Annotated in this window: 15 protein-coding genes; 3 read left to right on the top strand and 12 right to left on the bottom strand. The window is 67.2% G+C overall.

The window, feature by feature from the left end:
* Nucleotides 1-237: 237 nt before the first annotated feature.
* From AC6CR5_RS15640 to cyoA, 7 genes are all read right to left on the bottom strand, one after another.
* Nucleotides 238-1,419, bottom strand: a complete 1,182-nt coding sequence (locus AC6CR5_RS15640; protein WP_172999928.1) for a porin — start codon at nt 1,417-1,419, stop codon at nt 238-240.
* A gap of 114 nt (nt 1,420-1,533) precedes the next feature.
* On the bottom strand, nt 1,534-2,703 hold the full coding sequence (locus AC6CR5_RS15635) for a porin (protein ID WP_241060110.1): 1,170 nt from the start codon (nt 2,701-2,703) through the stop codon (nt 1,534-1,536).
* Nucleotides 2,704-3,198: 495 nt separating this feature from the next.
* On the bottom strand, nt 3,199-3,990 hold the full coding sequence (locus tag AC6CR5_RS15630; protein WP_047991759.1) for an SURF1 family protein: 792 nt from the start codon (nt 3,988-3,990) through the stop codon (nt 3,199-3,201).
* Between the two features lie 4 nt (nt 3,991-3,994).
* Nucleotides 3,995-4,393, bottom strand: coding sequence for a cytochrome o ubiquinol oxidase subunit IV (gene cyoD, locus AC6CR5_RS15625; RefSeq protein WP_006387366.1), 399 nt, complete (start codon nt 4,391-4,393; stop codon nt 3,995-3,997).
* Entirely contained in the window at nt 4,390-5,031 is a 642-nt protein-coding gene (cyoC, locus tag AC6CR5_RS15620; protein WP_026384126.1) for a cytochrome o ubiquinol oxidase subunit III, read from the bottom strand. The genes cyoD and cyoC overlap by 4 nt, the downstream gene beginning before the upstream one ends.
* Nucleotides 5,024-7,027, bottom strand: coding sequence for a cytochrome o ubiquinol oxidase subunit I (cyoB, locus tag AC6CR5_RS15615; RefSeq protein WP_202730365.1), 2,004 nt, complete (start codon nt 7,025-7,027; stop codon nt 5,024-5,026). The genes cyoC and cyoB overlap by 8 nt, the downstream gene beginning before the upstream one ends.
* A gap of 69 nt (nt 7,028-7,096) precedes the next feature.
* Nucleotides 7,097-8,140, bottom strand: a complete 1,044-nt coding sequence (cyoA, locus tag AC6CR5_RS15610; protein ID WP_026384128.1) for a ubiquinol oxidase subunit II — start codon at nt 8,138-8,140, stop codon at nt 7,097-7,099.
* Between the two features lie 224 nt (nt 8,141-8,364).
* Here cyoA and AC6CR5_RS15605 point away from each other — a divergent pair, with 224 nt between their 5' ends.
* Nucleotides 8,365-9,699 carry an MFS transporter gene (locus tag AC6CR5_RS15605; protein ID WP_150101304.1) on the top strand — a complete coding sequence of 445 codons (1,335 nt, stop codon included), beginning with the start codon at nt 8,365-8,367 and terminating at the stop codon, nt 9,697-9,699.
* 56 nt (nt 9,700-9,755) lie between these two features.
* On the opposite strand, the gene AC6CR5_RS15600 is transcribed toward AC6CR5_RS15605, so the two are convergent.
* Both AC6CR5_RS15600 and AC6CR5_RS15595 read right to left on the bottom strand, forming a co-directional pair.
* On the bottom strand, nt 9,756-10,772 hold the full coding sequence (locus AC6CR5_RS15600) for an amino acid ABC transporter substrate-binding protein (protein WP_054473058.1): 1,017 nt from the start codon (nt 10,770-10,772) through the stop codon (nt 9,756-9,758).
* 44 nt (nt 10,773-10,816) lie between these two features.
* A complete protein-coding gene (locus AC6CR5_RS15595) occupies nt 10,817-12,145 on the bottom strand; it encodes an aspartate aminotransferase family protein (protein WP_054513562.1) in 1,329 nt (442 codons plus the stop codon).
* Between the two features lie 159 nt (nt 12,146-12,304).
* Between AC6CR5_RS15595 and AC6CR5_RS15590 the strand changes: the two genes are divergently transcribed.
* A complete protein-coding gene (locus AC6CR5_RS15590; protein WP_020926523.1) occupies nt 12,305-13,204 on the top strand; it encodes a LysR family transcriptional regulator in 900 nt (299 codons plus the stop codon).
* Here the strand turns inward: AC6CR5_RS15590 and AC6CR5_RS15585 are convergent.
* Genes AC6CR5_RS15585 through AC6CR5_RS15575 form a run of 3 tightly spaced genes read right to left on the bottom strand, consistent with a single transcriptional unit; the run spans nt 13,192 to nt 16,228 of the window.
* Nucleotides 13,192-14,235 carry a histone deacetylase family protein gene (locus AC6CR5_RS15585; protein WP_172999924.1) on the bottom strand — a complete coding sequence of 348 codons (1,044 nt, stop codon included), beginning with the start codon at nt 14,233-14,235 and terminating at the stop codon, nt 13,192-13,194. The two genes, AC6CR5_RS15590 and AC6CR5_RS15585, sit on opposite strands and share 13 nt — an antisense overlap.
* Nucleotides 14,236-14,265: 30 nt before the next feature.
* On the bottom strand, nt 14,266-14,868 hold the full coding sequence (locus AC6CR5_RS15580) for a YdcF family protein (RefSeq protein WP_172999923.1): 603 nt from the start codon (nt 14,866-14,868) through the stop codon (nt 14,266-14,268).
* Between the two features lie 13 nt (nt 14,869-14,881).
* The gene (locus AC6CR5_RS15575; RefSeq protein WP_437262598.1) at nt 14,882-16,228 is read right to left on the bottom strand and encodes a hypothetical protein; all 1,347 of its coding nucleotides are present in this window, start codon (nt 16,226-16,228) and stop codon (nt 14,882-14,884) included.
* A gap of 116 nt (nt 16,229-16,344) precedes the next feature.
* On the opposite strand from AC6CR5_RS15575, the gene AC6CR5_RS15570 reads away from it, so the two are divergent.
* On the top strand, nt 16,345-16,746 hold the full coding sequence (locus AC6CR5_RS15570) for a hypothetical protein (protein ID WP_006387380.1): 402 nt from the start codon (nt 16,345-16,347) through the stop codon (nt 16,744-16,746).
* Nucleotides 16,747-16,765: the final 19 nt, after the last annotated feature.

The raw sequence follows: 16,765 nt of genomic DNA, 5'->3' as shown, positions 1-16,765 counted from the left end.
GACAAAAAGAAAGGGAACAGCACGCTGAGCATGACGCCCAGCGGTGTTCCCGGCCGCTATTGTAGGTCAAAAGGTCCTATTTTCTGGCAAAAATCACGAATTTCTGGTTATTTTCGGCGGCGCAACGGGGTTAACCCCGAGTGCGGATGGAGAAAGGGCGCATCCGCATGAAACTGCGCGGATGCGCCCTGGGCGCGGACAAGTTGCCGCGCCGGCCTGGCCGGCGCGGGGAACGGATCAGAACAGGTGACGCACGCCGACGCCGCCTGCGGTGCTCTTGAGGCCGTCGATGAATGCGTAGTTCTTGCCGTACGAGCCATAGGCGTACAGGCTGGTGCGCTTGGACAGGTCGTAGGTGTAGCCCACGCTCCAGATGTTCATCCTGGCATCGTCGCCGGTCAGCAGGGCGTTGGACGGCGAGACGTGCTGCCACGAGCCGAACAAGTTACTGGCGCCGCCCAGGGGAATGGTGGCGCCCAGCATGTAGGAATTGGCCTTGAAGCCGTTGGCGTAGTGGTAGCTGCCCAGCTTGACGTTCGGCAGGTCCTGGCTGACGAACCAGCCGTCGGTGGTGCGGCCGTAGGCGGCAGCCAGCTTCACGACTTCCAGGTCGTACGAGGCCGCTACGGCGTATTGGCGCGGCGTGGCGTCGTGGTCGAATTCGACCGGCTTGCCGCCGCTGACGAGCTGCTCGCCATCGGCGTTGAGCACGCGGGCCTGATTCGAACTGTTGATCTGGTCGTAGGTCAGCGACACGTTCAGCGGACCATTCACATAGCGCAGGCCGGCGGTGATGCCGCGGGCGTTGTCGGCGGTGTGGAAGCCGCTCTGGTTCTTGTCGGTGGTGTCGACATTGAAGGAATACCCCAGCGCGAACTGGAAGCCGTCGGTCCAGGGGCTGCGGTACATGATCATGTTGTCCCAGCGCATGGTGTTGGCCGCGCTGAAGCTCGTGCCGATGTTGGCCTGCGTGAAGCTGGTGTAGAACGGATCGATTTCAGCCAGGAAGGTGCCGCCGACGGTGGTCTGCCGGCCGAACTCCACCGAGCCCCAGGCGTCGTTGGCCAGGCCGACGGTGGCCTGGCGATTGAACAGGCGGTTCTGCTGCTGCGTGCCGTCGCCCGAATCGAAGCCGCTTTCGACCGTGAACATGGCGCGCAGGCCATCGCCCAGGTCTTCGGAGCCTTTCAGGCCCCAGCGCGAACCGGCCTGCACGCCGTTGATCATGCCGATCCTGCTGCCGCTGACATCGACGGCCTGGGTTTTGCCGGTCGCCTGGTCGATGACAGGTACCGTGCCGGAAACCTTGTTGTAGCCGATACCGGTATCAATGATGCCGTAGAGCGTGACTGACGTTTCCGCCTGGGCGACGCCGGCGAAAGTGGCCAGCATGGCGGCTGCGAGCAATGTCTTTTTCATGTGGAAGATTCCTGAAGGGAAGAGGGAAGAAAGGGAGTCGCGCCGTGGGCACGGGACCCCGCGATGCGTCGACTCCGAAAGGGGTCGGGACTTCTATTTCCTGGGGCGAGCCTGCTAGAACCGGTGTTGGATACCGACGCCGCCCGCCGTGCTCTTGAGGCCTTCGATGAACGCATAGTTCTTGCCATACGAGCCGTAGACATACAGGTTGGTGCGCTTGGACAGGTCGTAGGTGTAGCCCAGGCTCCAGATATCCATGTTGGCGTCATCGCCGGTCAGGGCGTCGCTGGAGGCCGAGGCGTGTTGCCACGCGCCGAACACGCTGCCGCCGCCGCCAAGCGGGACGGTGGCGCCCAGCATGTAGGAGTTGGCCCTGAAGCCTTCCTCGTAGCGACTGGTGCCGAACAGCTTTTCACTGCGCCGCGTGGCGCCGGCGGCTTGCTTGCCGCGCACGCCCGCCGGCAGATCCTGGCCGACGAACCAGCCATCGGTGGTGCGCCCATAGGCCGCAGCCAGCTTGACCACTTCCAGGTCGTAGGACATGCCCACGGCGTACTGGCGCGGCGTGGCGTTGTGATCGACCGGATCGCCAAAGGCGTCTACGCTGGCCAGATTGGAGCCATTGAGCTGGTCGAAGGTGAGCACGATGTTCAGCGGGCCATTCGCATAGCGCAGGCCGGCGGTGATGCCGCGGGCGTTGTCGGAGGTGCGGAAACCGCTCTGCTCCTTGTCGGTGCCGTCGACATTGAAGGAGTAGCCCACGGCGAACTGGAAGCCGTCCGTCCAGGGGCTGCGGTACAGGACCATGTTGTCCCAGCGCATGGTGTTGGCGGCGCTGAAGGTCGTGCCGATGCTGGCCTGCGTGAAAGTGGTGCGGAACGGGTTGATGTCTGCGAGAAGGAGGGAGCCGACGGACGTCTGGCGGCCGAAATCCACGGAACCCCAGGCGTCGTCGGCGAGGCCGATGGTGGCCTGGCGACCGAACATCCGGCCTTGTTGCAGGCGGCTGCCGTCGGCCGAGTTGAAGCCATTTTCCAGGCGGAACACGGCGCGCAGGCCGTCGCCCAGATCCTCGGTGCCGCGCAGGCCCCACCGCGAGCCGGCCTGCACGCCATTGATCATGCCGATGCGGCTGCCAGAGTAGTCAGCGCCGTTTGCGTCGCCCGTGATCCTGTTGTAGCCAATGCCGGTGTCGATCAGGCCGTAGAGCGTTACGGACGTCGCCGCCTGGGCGACACTGGCCAGGGCCGTCAACACCGCGGCCGCGAGCAGCTTTTTTTTCATTGTGAGAGTTCCTCGGGTAGGCAATGGGGAAGAACCATCGACGGGCAGGGGAGCGAACTCCCCGGGAATGCCTGCCTTGATTGCATGGGCCCATTCTCGGGTAAGTTCGGCCAAGTGCCGGCTATCCTGAGGTGTTCTAAGACCGATCTGAGACGAGTTCGCCACAACGGTTAGTGCCGGACGCGCGATGACCTGCCAGCCGGGAAAGCGCGCGGCGAGCGTGGGGCAATGCGTGGGCAATCGGCGCGGCGACTGGCCGACAGCCGACGCGCGGACGTGAGAGGTAAGTAGCGGGCTGCCGAAGCGAGAGGCGCCGCGCTCGAGAAGTGGGCCGGGCGGCGCTGCGCTTTAGAAACGTGGCGGGAGGCGCGCCGTTGACGGGCTGGCGGCCGCGAGACCACGGCCGGGATACGCCCGCTCAGGCGGGTGGCGGCGGTCGGGTATTCACCGCCAGGCCCTGGTCCGATCCGGCATGCGCGCCGGATCGGGCATGGATCACTGGCGCGCGCGCAGCCGCCGTTCTTCGCGCGCCACGATGCCGGCGCCGAGGACGATCATGGCGGCCAGGGCGTACCAGGTGATGGCGTAGACCAGGTGGTTGTTGGGGAAGGTCAGCGTCGTCAGGCCGCCCACCGGCGCCTGGGTCGGATCGCGGCCCGCGCCCGGCGCGGCGTCGGCATCGATGAAGTAGGGCGCCACTTCGCCCAGGCCGCGCGCGCTGGCGATGGCCGGCAGGTCGCGCGAATACCAGAGGTTGGCGGCCGGATCGTTGTTGCGCAGGAATCCGTTGCCGGGTTCGCCCATGCGCAGCAGGCCATCGACCTTGACCGGGCCGGCGTCGGCCTCGGCCTGGCCGGCCGCCTGGCGCTTGCGCCACTCGGGCAGCACGAAGCCGCGGTTGACCAGCACCGTGCCGCCGCCATCGGCCAGTTGCAGCGGCGTCATGACCCAGTAGCCGCTGCCCAGTTCGGTGGCGGCCTGGACCAGCGTCTGCTTGTCGTATTGGTAGGCGCCGCTGGCGGACACGCGGCGGTATTCGGCATTGTCCGCGGTCAGCGCGGGCCAGTCGGCGCGCGCGGGAGCGGGGGTGGCCGGGGCGTGGGCCCGCTGTTCCACCTGCGCGATCAGGTTCTGCTTCCAGGCCAGGCGGTGCACCTGCCAGGTACCGAGGGCGCAGAGCCCCGCGAACAGCACGACCGCAACCATGCCCAGGATGACCAGGGTGGTTGCGCTGCGGGGATTGCGGGGGGTGTCGCCGGAATGCGTAGAGTCTTTTGTTGCCGCCATCACGTCAGGGCATATTCCGCATGTCGTGGACCGACATGGGCATCATGTTGGAGTTCAAGTGGTACATGATCCAGATGGATCCGCTGAGCGTGATCACGACCAGCACCAGCGTGAATATTAACGCCAACATGTTCCAGCCGCTTTCGGACTTGGTATCCATGTGCAGGAAGTAGATGATGTGCACCACGATCTGCACCACCGCGAACGCCAGGATCACCAGCGCCGTGGTGCGCGAGCTGGCGAACACCCGGTCCATCACCAGCCAGAACGGGATCGCGGTCAGGATGGCCGCCAGCACGAAGCCGGTGACGTAGCTTTTCAGGGTGCCATGGGCGGCGCCGTCGTCATCGTCGTGATGGCCGTGATCGTGGCCGTGGCCGGCATGGTCGGCATGCGCGTTCATGGCAGCACTCCCATCAGGTAGACAAAGGTGAACACGCCGACCCAGATCAGATCCAGGAAGTGCCAGAACATCGACAGGCACATCAGCCGGCGGCGGTTTTCGGGGATCAGGCCGTGCATGCGCACCTGCACCATCATCGTCACCAGCCAGACGATGCCGAACGTGACGTGCAGCCCGTGCGTGCCCACCAGGGTGAAGAAAGACGACAGGAAGGCGCTGCGCTGCGGCCCGGCGCCGATGTGGATCAGGTGCGCGAACTCATACAGTTCCAGCGACAGGAAGCCCAGCCCCAGCACGCCGGTGACCGCCAGCCAGCCCTGCGTGGCGCCGACCCGGTTGCGCCGCATCTCCAGCATGGCGAAGCCATAGGTGATGGACGACAGCAGCAGCAGCGAGGTGTTGACCGCCACCAGCGGCAGGTCGAACAGGTCGGCGCCGGACGGGCCGGCGGCATAGTTGCGCCCCAGCACGCCGTAGGTGGCGAACAGGCAGGCGAAGATGAGGCAGTCGCTCATCAGGTACACCCAGAAGCCCAGCAGCGTGCCGTTCTTCGGATGGTGTTCGCCGGCCACGTGGAACACGGGCTCGGCGGGCGGCGCGCTGCCGCCGGGCAGGGTGGGGGCCAGGGTATCAGACATGTTTCGCCAACAGGTGGGTGCGGGCGTCCTCCGTGCGCACGACCTCGTCGGCCGGCACGTAGTACTCGCGCTTGTAGTTGAAGGTGTGGACGATGGACACGATGATCAGCGCGGCGAACGACAGCACCGCCAGCGGCCACATGTGCCAGATCAGCGCGAAACCCATCACCACGCTGATCGCCGCCAGCACGATGCCGGCCCAGGTGTTCTTGGGCATGTGGATGGGGATGAAGCCGGCCTGCGGGCGCTGGTAGCCGTGCTGCTTCATCTGCCACCAGGCATCCTGGTCATGGATGCGCGGCGTGAAGGCGAAGTTGTAGTTGGGCGGCGGCGATGACGTCGACCATTCCAGCGTGCGGCCGTCCCACGGATCACCGCTGAAGTCGCGCAGCGATTCGCGGCGGCGGTAGCTCACCACCAGCTGGATCAGGAAGCAGGCGATACCGATGGCGATCAGGAAGGCGCCGAACGCGGCCACCTGGAACCAGATCTGCAGCGACATGTCCTCGAAATGGTTGACGCGGCGCGTCACGCCCATCAGGCCCAGCACGTACAGCGGCATGAAGGCGAAGTAGAAGCCCACCAGCCAGAACCAGAACGAGCACTTGCCCCAGAACGGATCGAGCTTGTAGCCGAAGGCCTTTGGGAACCAGTAGGTGATGCCGGCCATCAGCCCGAACAGCACGCCGCCGATGATGACGTTGTGGAAGTGGGCGATCAGGAACAGGCTGTTGTGCAGGGCGAAGTCGGCCGGCGGCACCGCCAGCAGCACGCCCGTCATGCCGCCGATCACGAAGGTGACCATGAAGCCCAGCGTCCACAGCATCGGCACCTCGAAGCGGATGCGGCCGCGGTACATGGTGAACAGCCAGTTGAAGATCTTGGCCCCGGTAGGGATCGAGATGATCATCGTGGTGATCCCGAAGAACGAGTTCACGCTGGCCCCGGACCCCATGGTGAAGAAGTGGTGCAGCCATACCAGGTACGACAGCACCGTGATCACCACCGTGGCGTACACCATCGATGCGTAGCCGAACAGGCGCTTGCGGCAGAAGGTGGCGACCACCTCCGAGAAGATGCCGAAGGCCGGCAGGATCAGGATGTAGACCTCGGGGTGACCCCAGATCCAGATCAGGTTCACGTACATCATGGCGTTGCCGCCGAAGTCGGCCGTGAAGAAGTTGGTGCCGACGTAGCGGTCCATCGACAGCAGCGCCAGCACCGCGGTCAGCACCGGGAACGCCGCCACGATCAGCACGTTGGTGCACAGCGCGGTCCAGGTGAAGATCGGCATGCGCATCAGCGACATGCCGGGCGCGCGCATCTTGACGATGGTGACCAGCAGGTTCACGCCTGACAGCAGTGTGCCGACCCCCGCTATCTGCAAGGCCCATATGTAGTAGTCGACCCCCACGTCCGGACTGTGCGCGATGCCCGATAACGGGGGATACGCCAGCCAGCCCGTGCGGGCGAATTCGCCCACGAACAGCGACATCATCACCAGCACCACGCCGCCGGTGGTCATCCAGAAGCTGAAGTTGTTCAGGAACGGAAAGGCCACGTCGCGCGCGCCGATCTGCAGCGGCACCACGTAGTTCATCAGCCCCGTGACCAGCGGCATGGCCACGAAGAAGATCATGATGACGCCGTGCGCGGTGAAGATCTGGTCGTAGTGGTGCGGCGGCAGGTAGCCGGTGGAATCACCGAAGGCCACGGCCTGCTGCAGGCGCATCATGATGGCGTCGGCGAAGCCACGCAGCAGCATCACCAGCCCCAGGATCATGTACATGATGCCGATCTTCTTGTGGTCGATGCTGGTGAACCACTCGCGCCACAGGTAGCCCCACTTGCGGTAATAGGTAATGGCGCCCAGCAGCGCGATGCCGCCGATCGCCACCATGGCGAAGGTGGCCAGCAGGATGGGCTCGTGGAAGGGAATGGCGTCCCAGGTCAGGCGACCGAAGATCAGCTTGGTGAGGTCTGGTTGATCAGTCATCTCGGTTTCCAGGGCTCGGTTTCCAGGGGGAACACCTTGATTTCACGCGATGCGCCATGGCGGCGGCCGCTACAGCGCCAGTTCCGCCGCTGACGTGCACATGGCGCCGACATACTTGCGCGGCGGCGCATCGGCCAGGCCCAGGCGTTCGCGCGTGGCCTCGTCCAGGCTGGCGATGTTGCGCGCGCCGGGAATGCCCATGCCGCCGCCGGCGTCGATCGCCATGGCGTCCTTCATGCACATGCGGTTCGGCTCGACGCAGCGGTTGACGATGGCGTCGAACAGGCCGGGCGCGACGCTGGCGTAGCGCTGCACGGGGTTGCGTTCGCTGGGCTGTTCCAGTTTCAGGTAGGTGTCGCGGCCGAGCGTGGCGCCGGAGGCGCGGGCATCGGCGATCCACTTGTCAAAGCCCTGCTGGTCCAGGCCGTGGAAGCGAAAGCGCATGCCGGAAAAGCCCGCGCCGCTGTAGTTGGCCGACAGGCCCTCGTATTCGCCTGGGTGGTTGATGACCGCGTGCAGCGTGGTCTGCATGCCCGGCATGGCATAGATCTGGCCGGCCAGCGCCGGGATGAAGAACGAGTTCATCACCGTGGACGAGGTGATCTTGAACTGGATCGGGCGGTCGACCGGCGCGGCCATTTCGTTGACCGCCGCCACGCCTTGTTCGGGATAGAGGAACAGCCACTTCCAGTCCAGCGCCACCACTTCGACCACCAGCGGCTTGGTGCCGGGAGGAACCTCGCGGCCTTCGGACAGGCGCGCCAGCGGCCGGTAGGGATCTAGCTGGTGGGTGCTGACCCAGGTGAGCGCGCCCAGCGCGATGATGATCAGCAGCGGCGCCGCCCAGATCAGCAGCTCCAGCATGGTGGAGTGGTTCCAATCGGGGTCGTAGTGCGCGTCGCGGTTGCTGGCGCGATAGCGCCACGCGAACAGGAAAGTCAGGAAGATCACCGGCACGATGATCAGCAGCATCAGGCCGGTGGAGATGATGATCAGGTTGCGCTGCTGCAGCGCGATGTCACCGGATGGCGAGAGCAATACCGCATTGCATCCGGAGAGCAACGGCAGGGCGGCGAACAGCAACAATCCGCGGAGCCTTGGGAAAGACGGCATGGCCATACCCCGAAACGTAACCGTGGGAGTTAAACGCAACACTACGCTGGAAGCCGCGAAAAATCTAGGGTAAAAAGAGCAAAAGTACGCACGCGAAGGTGTGCGGGGCAGGGCCTGCCGCCATGGCGCCGCGGCCCGCGGGTCCCGGATGCATGTGCGTACGAGTGTGTTGCAAAAAAGCGTAGACAAGGCGTTTTTCAAACCTCCTTTCAGCGAGCACTCACATGGCGACCACCACGCAGTACCCTGGCCACGCGTCTCCTTTGCCGAGCCCGGGCGCGACAGGCGCAACGGGCAGTCACGCCAAGGTGGCGCCCGGCGAGATCGCGGTGGGCGTCGTGATCGGCCGCGCTTCCGAGTACTTCGACTTCTTCGTCTTCGGCATTGCCTGCGTGCTGGTGTTTCCGCGCGTGTTCTTTCCCTTCGAGCCGCAACTGGAAGGCACGCTGTGGGCCTTCGTGATCTTCTCGTTCGCGTTCATCGCGCGTCCCATCGGCACCGCGGTATCGATGGCGATCCAGCGGCGCTGGGGGCGGGGCACCAAGCTCACCATTGCGCTGTTCCTGCTCGGCACCGCCACGGTGGGGATGGCGTTCCTGCCGGGCTATGAAGCCATCGGCGCGCACGCCATCGTGCTGCTGGCGGTGTTCCGCTGCCTGCAGGGCCTGGCGTTTGGCGGCTCCTGGGACGGCCTGCCATCGCTGCTGGCGCTGAATGCCCCGCCCAAGCGGCGCGGCTGGTACGCGATGCTGGGACAGCTGGGCGCGCCCATCGGCTTCATGATCGCCAGCGCCTTGTTCCTGTTCCTGCACGTGACGCTGACCGAGGCCGACTTCATCGAGTGGGGGTGGCGCTATCCGTTCTTCGTGGCCTTCGCCATCAACGTGGTGGCCCTGTTCGCGCGGCTGCGGCTGGTGGTGACGGAGGAATACACCCAGCTGATGGAAGAAGGGGAGCTGGAGCCCATCAGCACCGGGCAGATGGTGCGCGAGCAGGGCTACAACCTGTTCCTGGGCGCGTTCGCGGCGCTGGCCAGCTATGCGCTGTTCCATCTGGTGACGGTGTTTCCGCTATCGTGGATCGCGGTCAGCGCGACGCAGCAGATTCCCGACGTGCTGATCGTGCAGATCATCGGCGCGGGGCTGGGCATCCTGGGCACCATCGCCTCGGGCTGGATCGCCGATCGCATCGGCCGGCGCACCACGCTCGGCCTGCTGGCCGCGCTGATCGGCGTGTTCGCGTTGTTCACGCCGTGGCTGCTGGGCGGCAGCCCCAAGGCGCAGGACGCCTTCATCCTGATCGGCTTCGCGCTGCTGGGATTGTCGTACGGCCAGGCGTCCGGCACGGTGACGGCCAACTTCAGCAAGCGTTTCCGCTACACCGGGGCGGCGCTGACCACCGACATGGCCTGGCTGGTGGGCGCGGCCTTCGCGCCGCTGGTGGCGCTGGGGCTGTCGGCGCGCTTCGGGCTGGTGGCGGTCAGTATCTATCTGCTGTCCGGCACGGCCTGCACGCTGCTGGCGTTGCGGATCAACAAGGCGCTGGAAACGCGCGACTGAAAAAAAACGCCGCGGGTCGGGGTTCGGACCCCGGCCCGCGGCGCGGCTTGCGCGCGTCAGCGCACCGGCCAACCATACATCTGGCCGCCGTCGCGCCATTGCGCGTTCAGGCCGCGCGGCAGCTTCATGGCGCTGGCCATGCCCAGGTTGCGTTCATAGCTCTCGCCATAATTGCCGACCTGCTTGACGATGTTGTAGGCCCACTTGTCATCCACCCCCAGGTTCTTGCCCATGCCCGGCGTCACGCCCAGGATGCGCTGCACGTTGGGGTTGGTGCTCTTGAGCTGGCTGTCGACGTTGGCCGAGGTCACGCCGAATTCTTCCGCCTCCAGCATGGCGTTGAGCGTCCAGCGCACCACGTTGAACCAGTTGTCGTCGCCCTGGCGCACCATCGGCCCGAGCGGACTCTTGGCGATATTCTCGTCCAGGATCACGTAGTTGTCAGGGTGCTCCAGCGTGGTGCGCGAGGCGGCCAGCTGCGATTTGTCGGAGGTGAAGGCGTCGCAGCGGCCGGCCGAGAAGGCGCGCACGATCTCGTCGTACTTGTCGATCACCACCGGCTTGAATTTCAGGCCGTTGGCGCGGAACCAGTCGGCCAGGTCGAGCTCGGTCACGGTGCCGGGCTGCACGCAGATGGTGGCGCCGTCCAGTTCCTTGAGTTTCCTGACGCCGAGCCTGGCGGACACCATCACGCCCTGGCTGTCGTAGTAGTTCACGCCGGTGCTGATCAGCCCCAGCGTGGTGTCGCGCGCCATCGTCGGCGTGACGTTGCGCGTCAGCACGTCGACCTCGCCCGATTGCAGCGCGGTGAAGCGCGCTTGCGTCGTCAATGGCGTCAGGCGGAACTTGCTGGCGTCGTTGAAGACGGTGGCGGCGATGGCGCGGCACATGTCCACGTCCAGTCCCTGCCAGTTGCCCTTGCTGTCCGGCGAGGAAAAGCCCTGGATGCCGGTGGACACGCCGCACTGCACGTAGCCGCGCTTCTTCACGGTATCGAGGGTGGGGCCGGCGTGGGCCAGGCCGGTGACGGTGGCCAGCGCCAGGGCGCCGGCCGCGGTTCGGAATATCGGCATTGCATTCTCCGGCCGGGCCCGGCCCGGCGCCAGGGTGGGACGGCTCAGGCGCTCAGCGCGCGGGGCTTGGCGATCTGGTCCAGGCTTTCGGTCAGGGCCTGGTCGAGGATGGCGATGGCGCGGTCGATCTCGTCGTTGCTGACGGTCAGCGGCGGCGCGATGCGCCAGACCGAGCCGCGTTCGGGGCGGCGGCGGATGTTCATCGACAGTCCCAGTTCGAAGCAGCGCTGCGTGGTCAGGGCGCCGAGCGCGTGATAGGGCTCGCGCGTGTCGCGGTCCTGCACCAGTTCCACGCCCAGCAGCAGGCCCAGGCCGCGCACGTCGCCGATGGCTTCGTGGCGCTGCTGCAATTCCAGCAGGCCGCGGCGCAGGTAGTCGCCCTGCCGGCGGGCGCGCTCCAGCAGTTGTTCGCGTTGCAGCGTCTCCAGCACCGCCAGTCCGACGGTGGCGGGCAGCGGGTCCGAGACGTGGCTGGTGTAGAAGGTGAAGCCTTTCTCGTGCACGTCCTGTTCGATAGCGGGCGTGGTGATGGTGGCTGCCAGCGGCAGGCCGCCGCCCAGGGTCTTGGAGACGCTGATGATGTCGGGCGTGACGCCGAAGTGTTCCGAGCCGGTGCGGCAGCCGAGGCGGCCGAAGGCGGTCTGCGCCTCGTCGAAGATCAGCAGCATGCCGCGCGCGTCGGCGGCACGGCGCAGCGCCTGCATGTAGGACTTGGGCGGCACCAGCACGCCGCCGGCGCTGATGACCGGTTCGACGATGATGGCCGCGGGCCGGCCGGCCGAGGCCATGTCGAACATCTTCAGGCCGATCTCCAGGCAGGCCAGCGCCGACTGCTCGGCGTCCAGGCCGGCGATGTAGGGGCGATACGAGTTCGGCTCGGGCATGACGAACACGCCGGCCGGCGGCACGCCGTAGCCCTTGCGGTCGCTGGCGTAAGAGACCGAGCCGGCGCCGCTGGTGACGCCATGCCACGAGCCGCCCACCGCCAGGATCTCGAAGCCGCTCTTGTGCATCTTGGCCATGCGCAGCGCGATTTCGTTGCTCTCGGAACCGGTGTTCACGAAGATCGACTTGGTCATGCCGGCCGGCATCCAGTCGCGCGCCATCGTCGCGGCCAGTTGCGCGACGGATTCCGGGATCATGCCGCTGAAAAAGTGGAAGGCGGTTTCTCCGGCGCGGCGCACCGCGTCGACGATGGCCGGGTGGTTGTGGCCGATGGTGGCGCACATCTGGCCCGAGGTGAAGTCCAGGATCTCGCGGCCGGTGTCGTCGCGCACCACCGTGCCCTTGGCCGACTTGAACAGGTTCGGGAAAGTGTCGCCGCCGTAGCGGATGAGGTATTCGCGGGCCGCCGCACGCAGGGTTTGATCCATGTTTACACTCCGGCAAAAGGCAGGTTTCAATGCGGGCAGGTTCCAATGCGGAACCGGCGGACACAGTGTCCGGGGGCGCGGCGCGGACGTCCAATGCGAAGTACGCATGCGCCGCCATGCATGGCGCGCATGGCCCATGCGAATCGCGCAAGGAGTGGTATGGATACCCGGTGGCTGCAGGACTTCATCACCTTGTCGGAGCTGCGCAATTTCACGCGCGCGGCCGAGGCCCGCAATCTGTCGCAGGCGGCGTTCAGCCGCCGCATCCAGAGCCTGGAGAACTGGGCGGGCGCGCGGCTGATCGACCGTTCGGCGTTTCCGACCCAGCTCACCGAGGCGGGCGAGCGCTTCCGCGTCGCGGCGATCGAACTGGTCAACCAGCTGGTCGAGGCGCGCGCGGGCATCGCCGCGGTGCCGGCGCGCAACCAGCTGCGCTTGGCGACCTCCTATGCCTTGGCCACGACCCACCTGCCGGGTTGGTGGCGCGACTGGAGCGCGGGGCAGCAACTCAGCTGCAGCCTGCAGACCGGCAATGTGCACGACACGGTATCGGCCTTCACCTCGGGCGCGGCCGACCTGCTGATCTGTTTCCACCAGGTGGCGCAGCCGCTGCCGCTGGACCTGTCGCGCTACGACTGCCTGACGCTGGGGCGCGAGCTGATCCGGCCGTACGCGGCGCGCGGCCTGGTCGAGCGCGAGGGACTGGACCTGCCGGGCACCATGGACAGACCGGTGCCGTTGTTGATGTATTCCCCCAGCGTCTATTTCGCGCGCCTGATCGATGCGGCGATCGAGAGCGGGCCGGAGCCCCTGCACGGGGTGCGCCTGTTCGAAGCCGAGATGTCGGACGTGCTGGGCGATATGGCCGCGCAGGGCCTGGGCGTGGCCTGGCTGGCGGACAGCGCGCTGCGGCGCCTGGGGGCCGCCGACCTCGCGCCGCTGGCCAACCGCGCCTGGGACATCGAGGTATCGATCCTGGCGTTCAAGGACCGCAGCGACGCGCGCGCCGCGGTCGAGGCCGTGTGGCGGCGGATGGCGGCCGGCGCTCAGCCGGCGTAGCCTTCCAGCACGTTGGCGACGTTGACGCCGACCTCGGCCACCGCGTAGCCGCCTTCCATGGTGAACACCGCGGGCAGGCCCAGCCGGGCCAGGCGCGCGCCCACTTGCAGATAGTCGGCGCTGCGCAGCTTGAATTTCGAGATCGGGTCGCCTTCGTAGGTGTCCACGCCCAGCGCGATCACCAGCGCGTCCGGCTTGAAGCGGTCGATGGCGGCCAGGCCCCGTTCGAGCGCCTCGCTCCAGCCGGCGAAGTCGGTGCCCGCCGCCAGCGGCAGGTTCAGGTTGGCGCCCAGGCCCGCGCCCTGGCCGGATTCGTCGGCATAGCCGAGGAAGAAGGGATATTCGGTGGTCGGATCGCCATGCACCGACACGGTCAGCACGTCGCCGCGTTCGTAGAAGATGCTCTGCGTGCCGTTGCCGTGGTGGTAGTCGATGTCCAGCACCGCCACGCGTTCGGCGCCGGCCTCGCGCAGCGCCTGCGCCGCCAGGGCCGCGTTGTTCAGGAAGCAATAGCCGCCGAAGAAGTCGGCGCCGGCGTGATGGCCGGGCGGGCGCGTCAGCGCCATGGCGGCGCGGGAGCCGTTGCCGCGGGAGACCGCGCGCGCCGCGTCGATGGCGCAGGCCGCGCCGGCGACGGCGGCTTCCCAGGTGCCCGCCGTCAGCGGGCTGCCGCTGTCGAACGAGAACAGGCCGACGCGCGCGGCGAAGTTGCTGGGCGAGATGTCGTGGCGGAAACCGCGCACCGGCCACACCGAGGGCAGGATGTCGAGCTCGGCGTTGGCCGGGTCCAGCGCGACCCAGTCGGCCCAGGCGCCTTGCAGGAAGTCGACGTAGCGCGGGTTGTGCACGCGCCGGATCAGGTCCAGGTCGGGCGCGGCCGGCGTCTGCAGCGTGCCGATGCCGCGCTGGCGCAGGGCGTCCAGCACGTACTCCAGACGCGCCGGGGTTTCGTGACAGGGCACCAGCCTGCCGCGGAACATTTCGTGGCGGCCATCGTGTCTGCCGTGGACGGGGTTGTGGAAGATATGCACGGTAGCGTCGGGGGATGAGGGGAAAGGGAACTATAGCGGCCGCGCCGCGTACCAGGCGATGGCCGGCAGCTCGCGCAGGATCGAATACAGGTCGCGCGCTTCGGCGTAGCGGGGGTATCCCGCGCTGACCTCGGCGACGCCGTGGCGATGCAGCGCCAGCCGGGTGCGCGGCACATGGAAGTATTGCGTGACGGCCATGGCGCGGGTGTAGCCGCGGGTCCGCATGTAGGCGCTGGCGTGGCGGGCGGTGGCCCAGGTGTCTGCGCCGGCGCTGTCGGTGACGATGCGGTCGGCGGGAACGCCGCGTGCTTCCAGGTAGGCGCGCATGGCCGCCGCCTCGTCGCGGCCCGTCGGGTCGATGCCGCCGCTGACGAAGATCTCGCGGCAGCGGGTGGCGGCATAGCAATCGTAGGCCCGGTCCAGCCGCGCCGCCAGGCGCGCCGAGGGGCTGCCGTCGGCCGCGACGGTGTTGCCCAGCACCACGGCGATGTCGGCATCGGCATCGTCGGCCAGCAGGCCGGCCGCCACCAGCGCGGCCGCGGCCGCCAACACGCAGGTGGCCAGCGCGATGGCCGTGCGCGCGATGATCGCGGCCGCGCCGCGATGTGAACGGGAAGGGCGGAATGCGCTCATGCGGAATCGGCGTTCAGGGCCGCTTGGGGAACGGCAGGTCGACCTCGATCTGGTTGGAATAGACCGGTTCCGCCAGCGAGCCCGGGTCGGTCAGCGCCACGGCCAGGCGATAGCGGCCTGGCGCCAGGTCCGGAAAGAAGGGCACATAGCGGCCATTGCCGGCGTTGACCTGGTAGGCCGGCTTGCCGTCTTCGCCCGGACGCCAGACCACCGGGTCGTCGGCCCAGTCGGCAACGTGGCGCGCAGCGGCGGCGGATGGCGCGGGCCGCTGCGCGTCGCCGGCATAGGCGGGGGAGGCCTGCGTGGCGTCGGCCGGATTGGGCGGCGGCGCCAGCGTGACCGGCGCGCGCGGGTACAAGGGCTGCAAGGTGCGGCGCCCCTGCGCATCCGTGAACAGCAGCCAGATGCGCGGCGACGCCAGTGTCGCGGCGTCCGGGCCAAGGTTCGTCACATGCAGCGTGAAGCGGCCGCCGGCTTCGTAGAGCTGCGTGCCCAGGTGGCCGCGCACCGACAACGACAGTCCGCGCATGGGCATGCGTTGTTGCGGCGCGTAGGCATATTTGTCGATTTTCAGGTCCGCGTAGCGCACCCACTTCAGGGGCGCGTCCGCCCCGCCCGCCGGGTAGCGCACCTGCAGCCATTGCGGGCGCAGCGCGACCACGTCGAGACGATCACCGGCCTTGGCGGTTTGGGTCGATAACGCCTTCACGTCGGGCGCGTCGTACAGGTCGATCCGGTCGAAGGGCACCCGGCTGTCACCGTCCAGCGGCGAGCCTTCGCCATCGATCTGGATGCGCGCAACCGTACCGTCTTCGTTGAAGCCGTAGCTCAACTCGAACGGCTTGTCTTCCAGGTCGAACAGCGCCTGCGTGGTCCAGCGTTCCGGCCGCGCCGTTCCGTTGGCGCGCAACACGTATTCCTCGGTGCCCATGCTGTCGGCGCCGTAGCGGCACCCGACCGAGAACGCGGCACGCTGCGCGTCGAACACCGGGTTGACGAACCGGTGGCAGGGGCTGGTCTCGGGCGCCGGATGCTGGATTTCCTGGAAACGGCGTTCCTGGGGACGATACAGGAAGAGGCGGGCATGGACCTGGCCGCCACCGCCGCTCTGGCCGATCGCCAGGTCGCGATAGCCGTCGTGGTCGATGTCCGGGGTTTCGAAATAGTCGACCGCTTCGTCATCCAGGCGGGCGATCTCTTGCGCCGCGCCCTTGCCGACGCGCACGCTGATGCGCTGTTCGGTCGTGCCCTCGATGGTCGCCACCGCCCGCAGCCCGGATTTGATGGCGTATGCATGATCGCGCGCGTGCACGTTGGCGCTGACGCCGATCAGCAAGGCCGCGAGCAGGATCGTCTTCAAGGCACCGTCTCCGAGGTTTCGTCTCGGCGCATTATGCCCGACCGCGCCGGCGATTCAATCGCGGCAGCGGCCCGTTCCTGGGTAGAATCGATGGATAGCATTGCGATGCGCGTCCCATGAATCTCCCGTTCCCCATCCGCCAGGAATGCCCGCCGGGCGCCTGTATGTGCGACCGCGATCGGCTGTTGGCCGACCCCGCGGCGGACGTGCGCATCCTGCGGCTCACCAAGGAAGAGGAAAAGCGCCTGGTGGCGCGGCTCGAGAACATCACCAGCCTGGAAGACCTGCGCGCGATGCAGGGCCGCATGCAGGCGCAACTGGGCATCGTGGTGCGCATCGTTCCCAGCGACAACGAGGTCCGTACCTCGCGCGGCATCGCCATCCAGCTCGATGAACAGCCCGGCCTGTGCCGCAAGACGCGCTCGTCAATCCCGGCCGCCATCCGCCGCGGCTTCGACAACAAACCCGAGATCGTCTACGCGCTGCTGAACGAGCGCGATCTGCTGAACGGCACCTGACCCCCGGGGCGGGGCCTCT

Source organism: Achromobacter sp. EG18 (assembly GCF_059759395.1).
The sequence above is the reverse complement of the archived record's forward strand: the minus strand, read 5'-3'. Positions and strand labels throughout refer to the sequence as shown.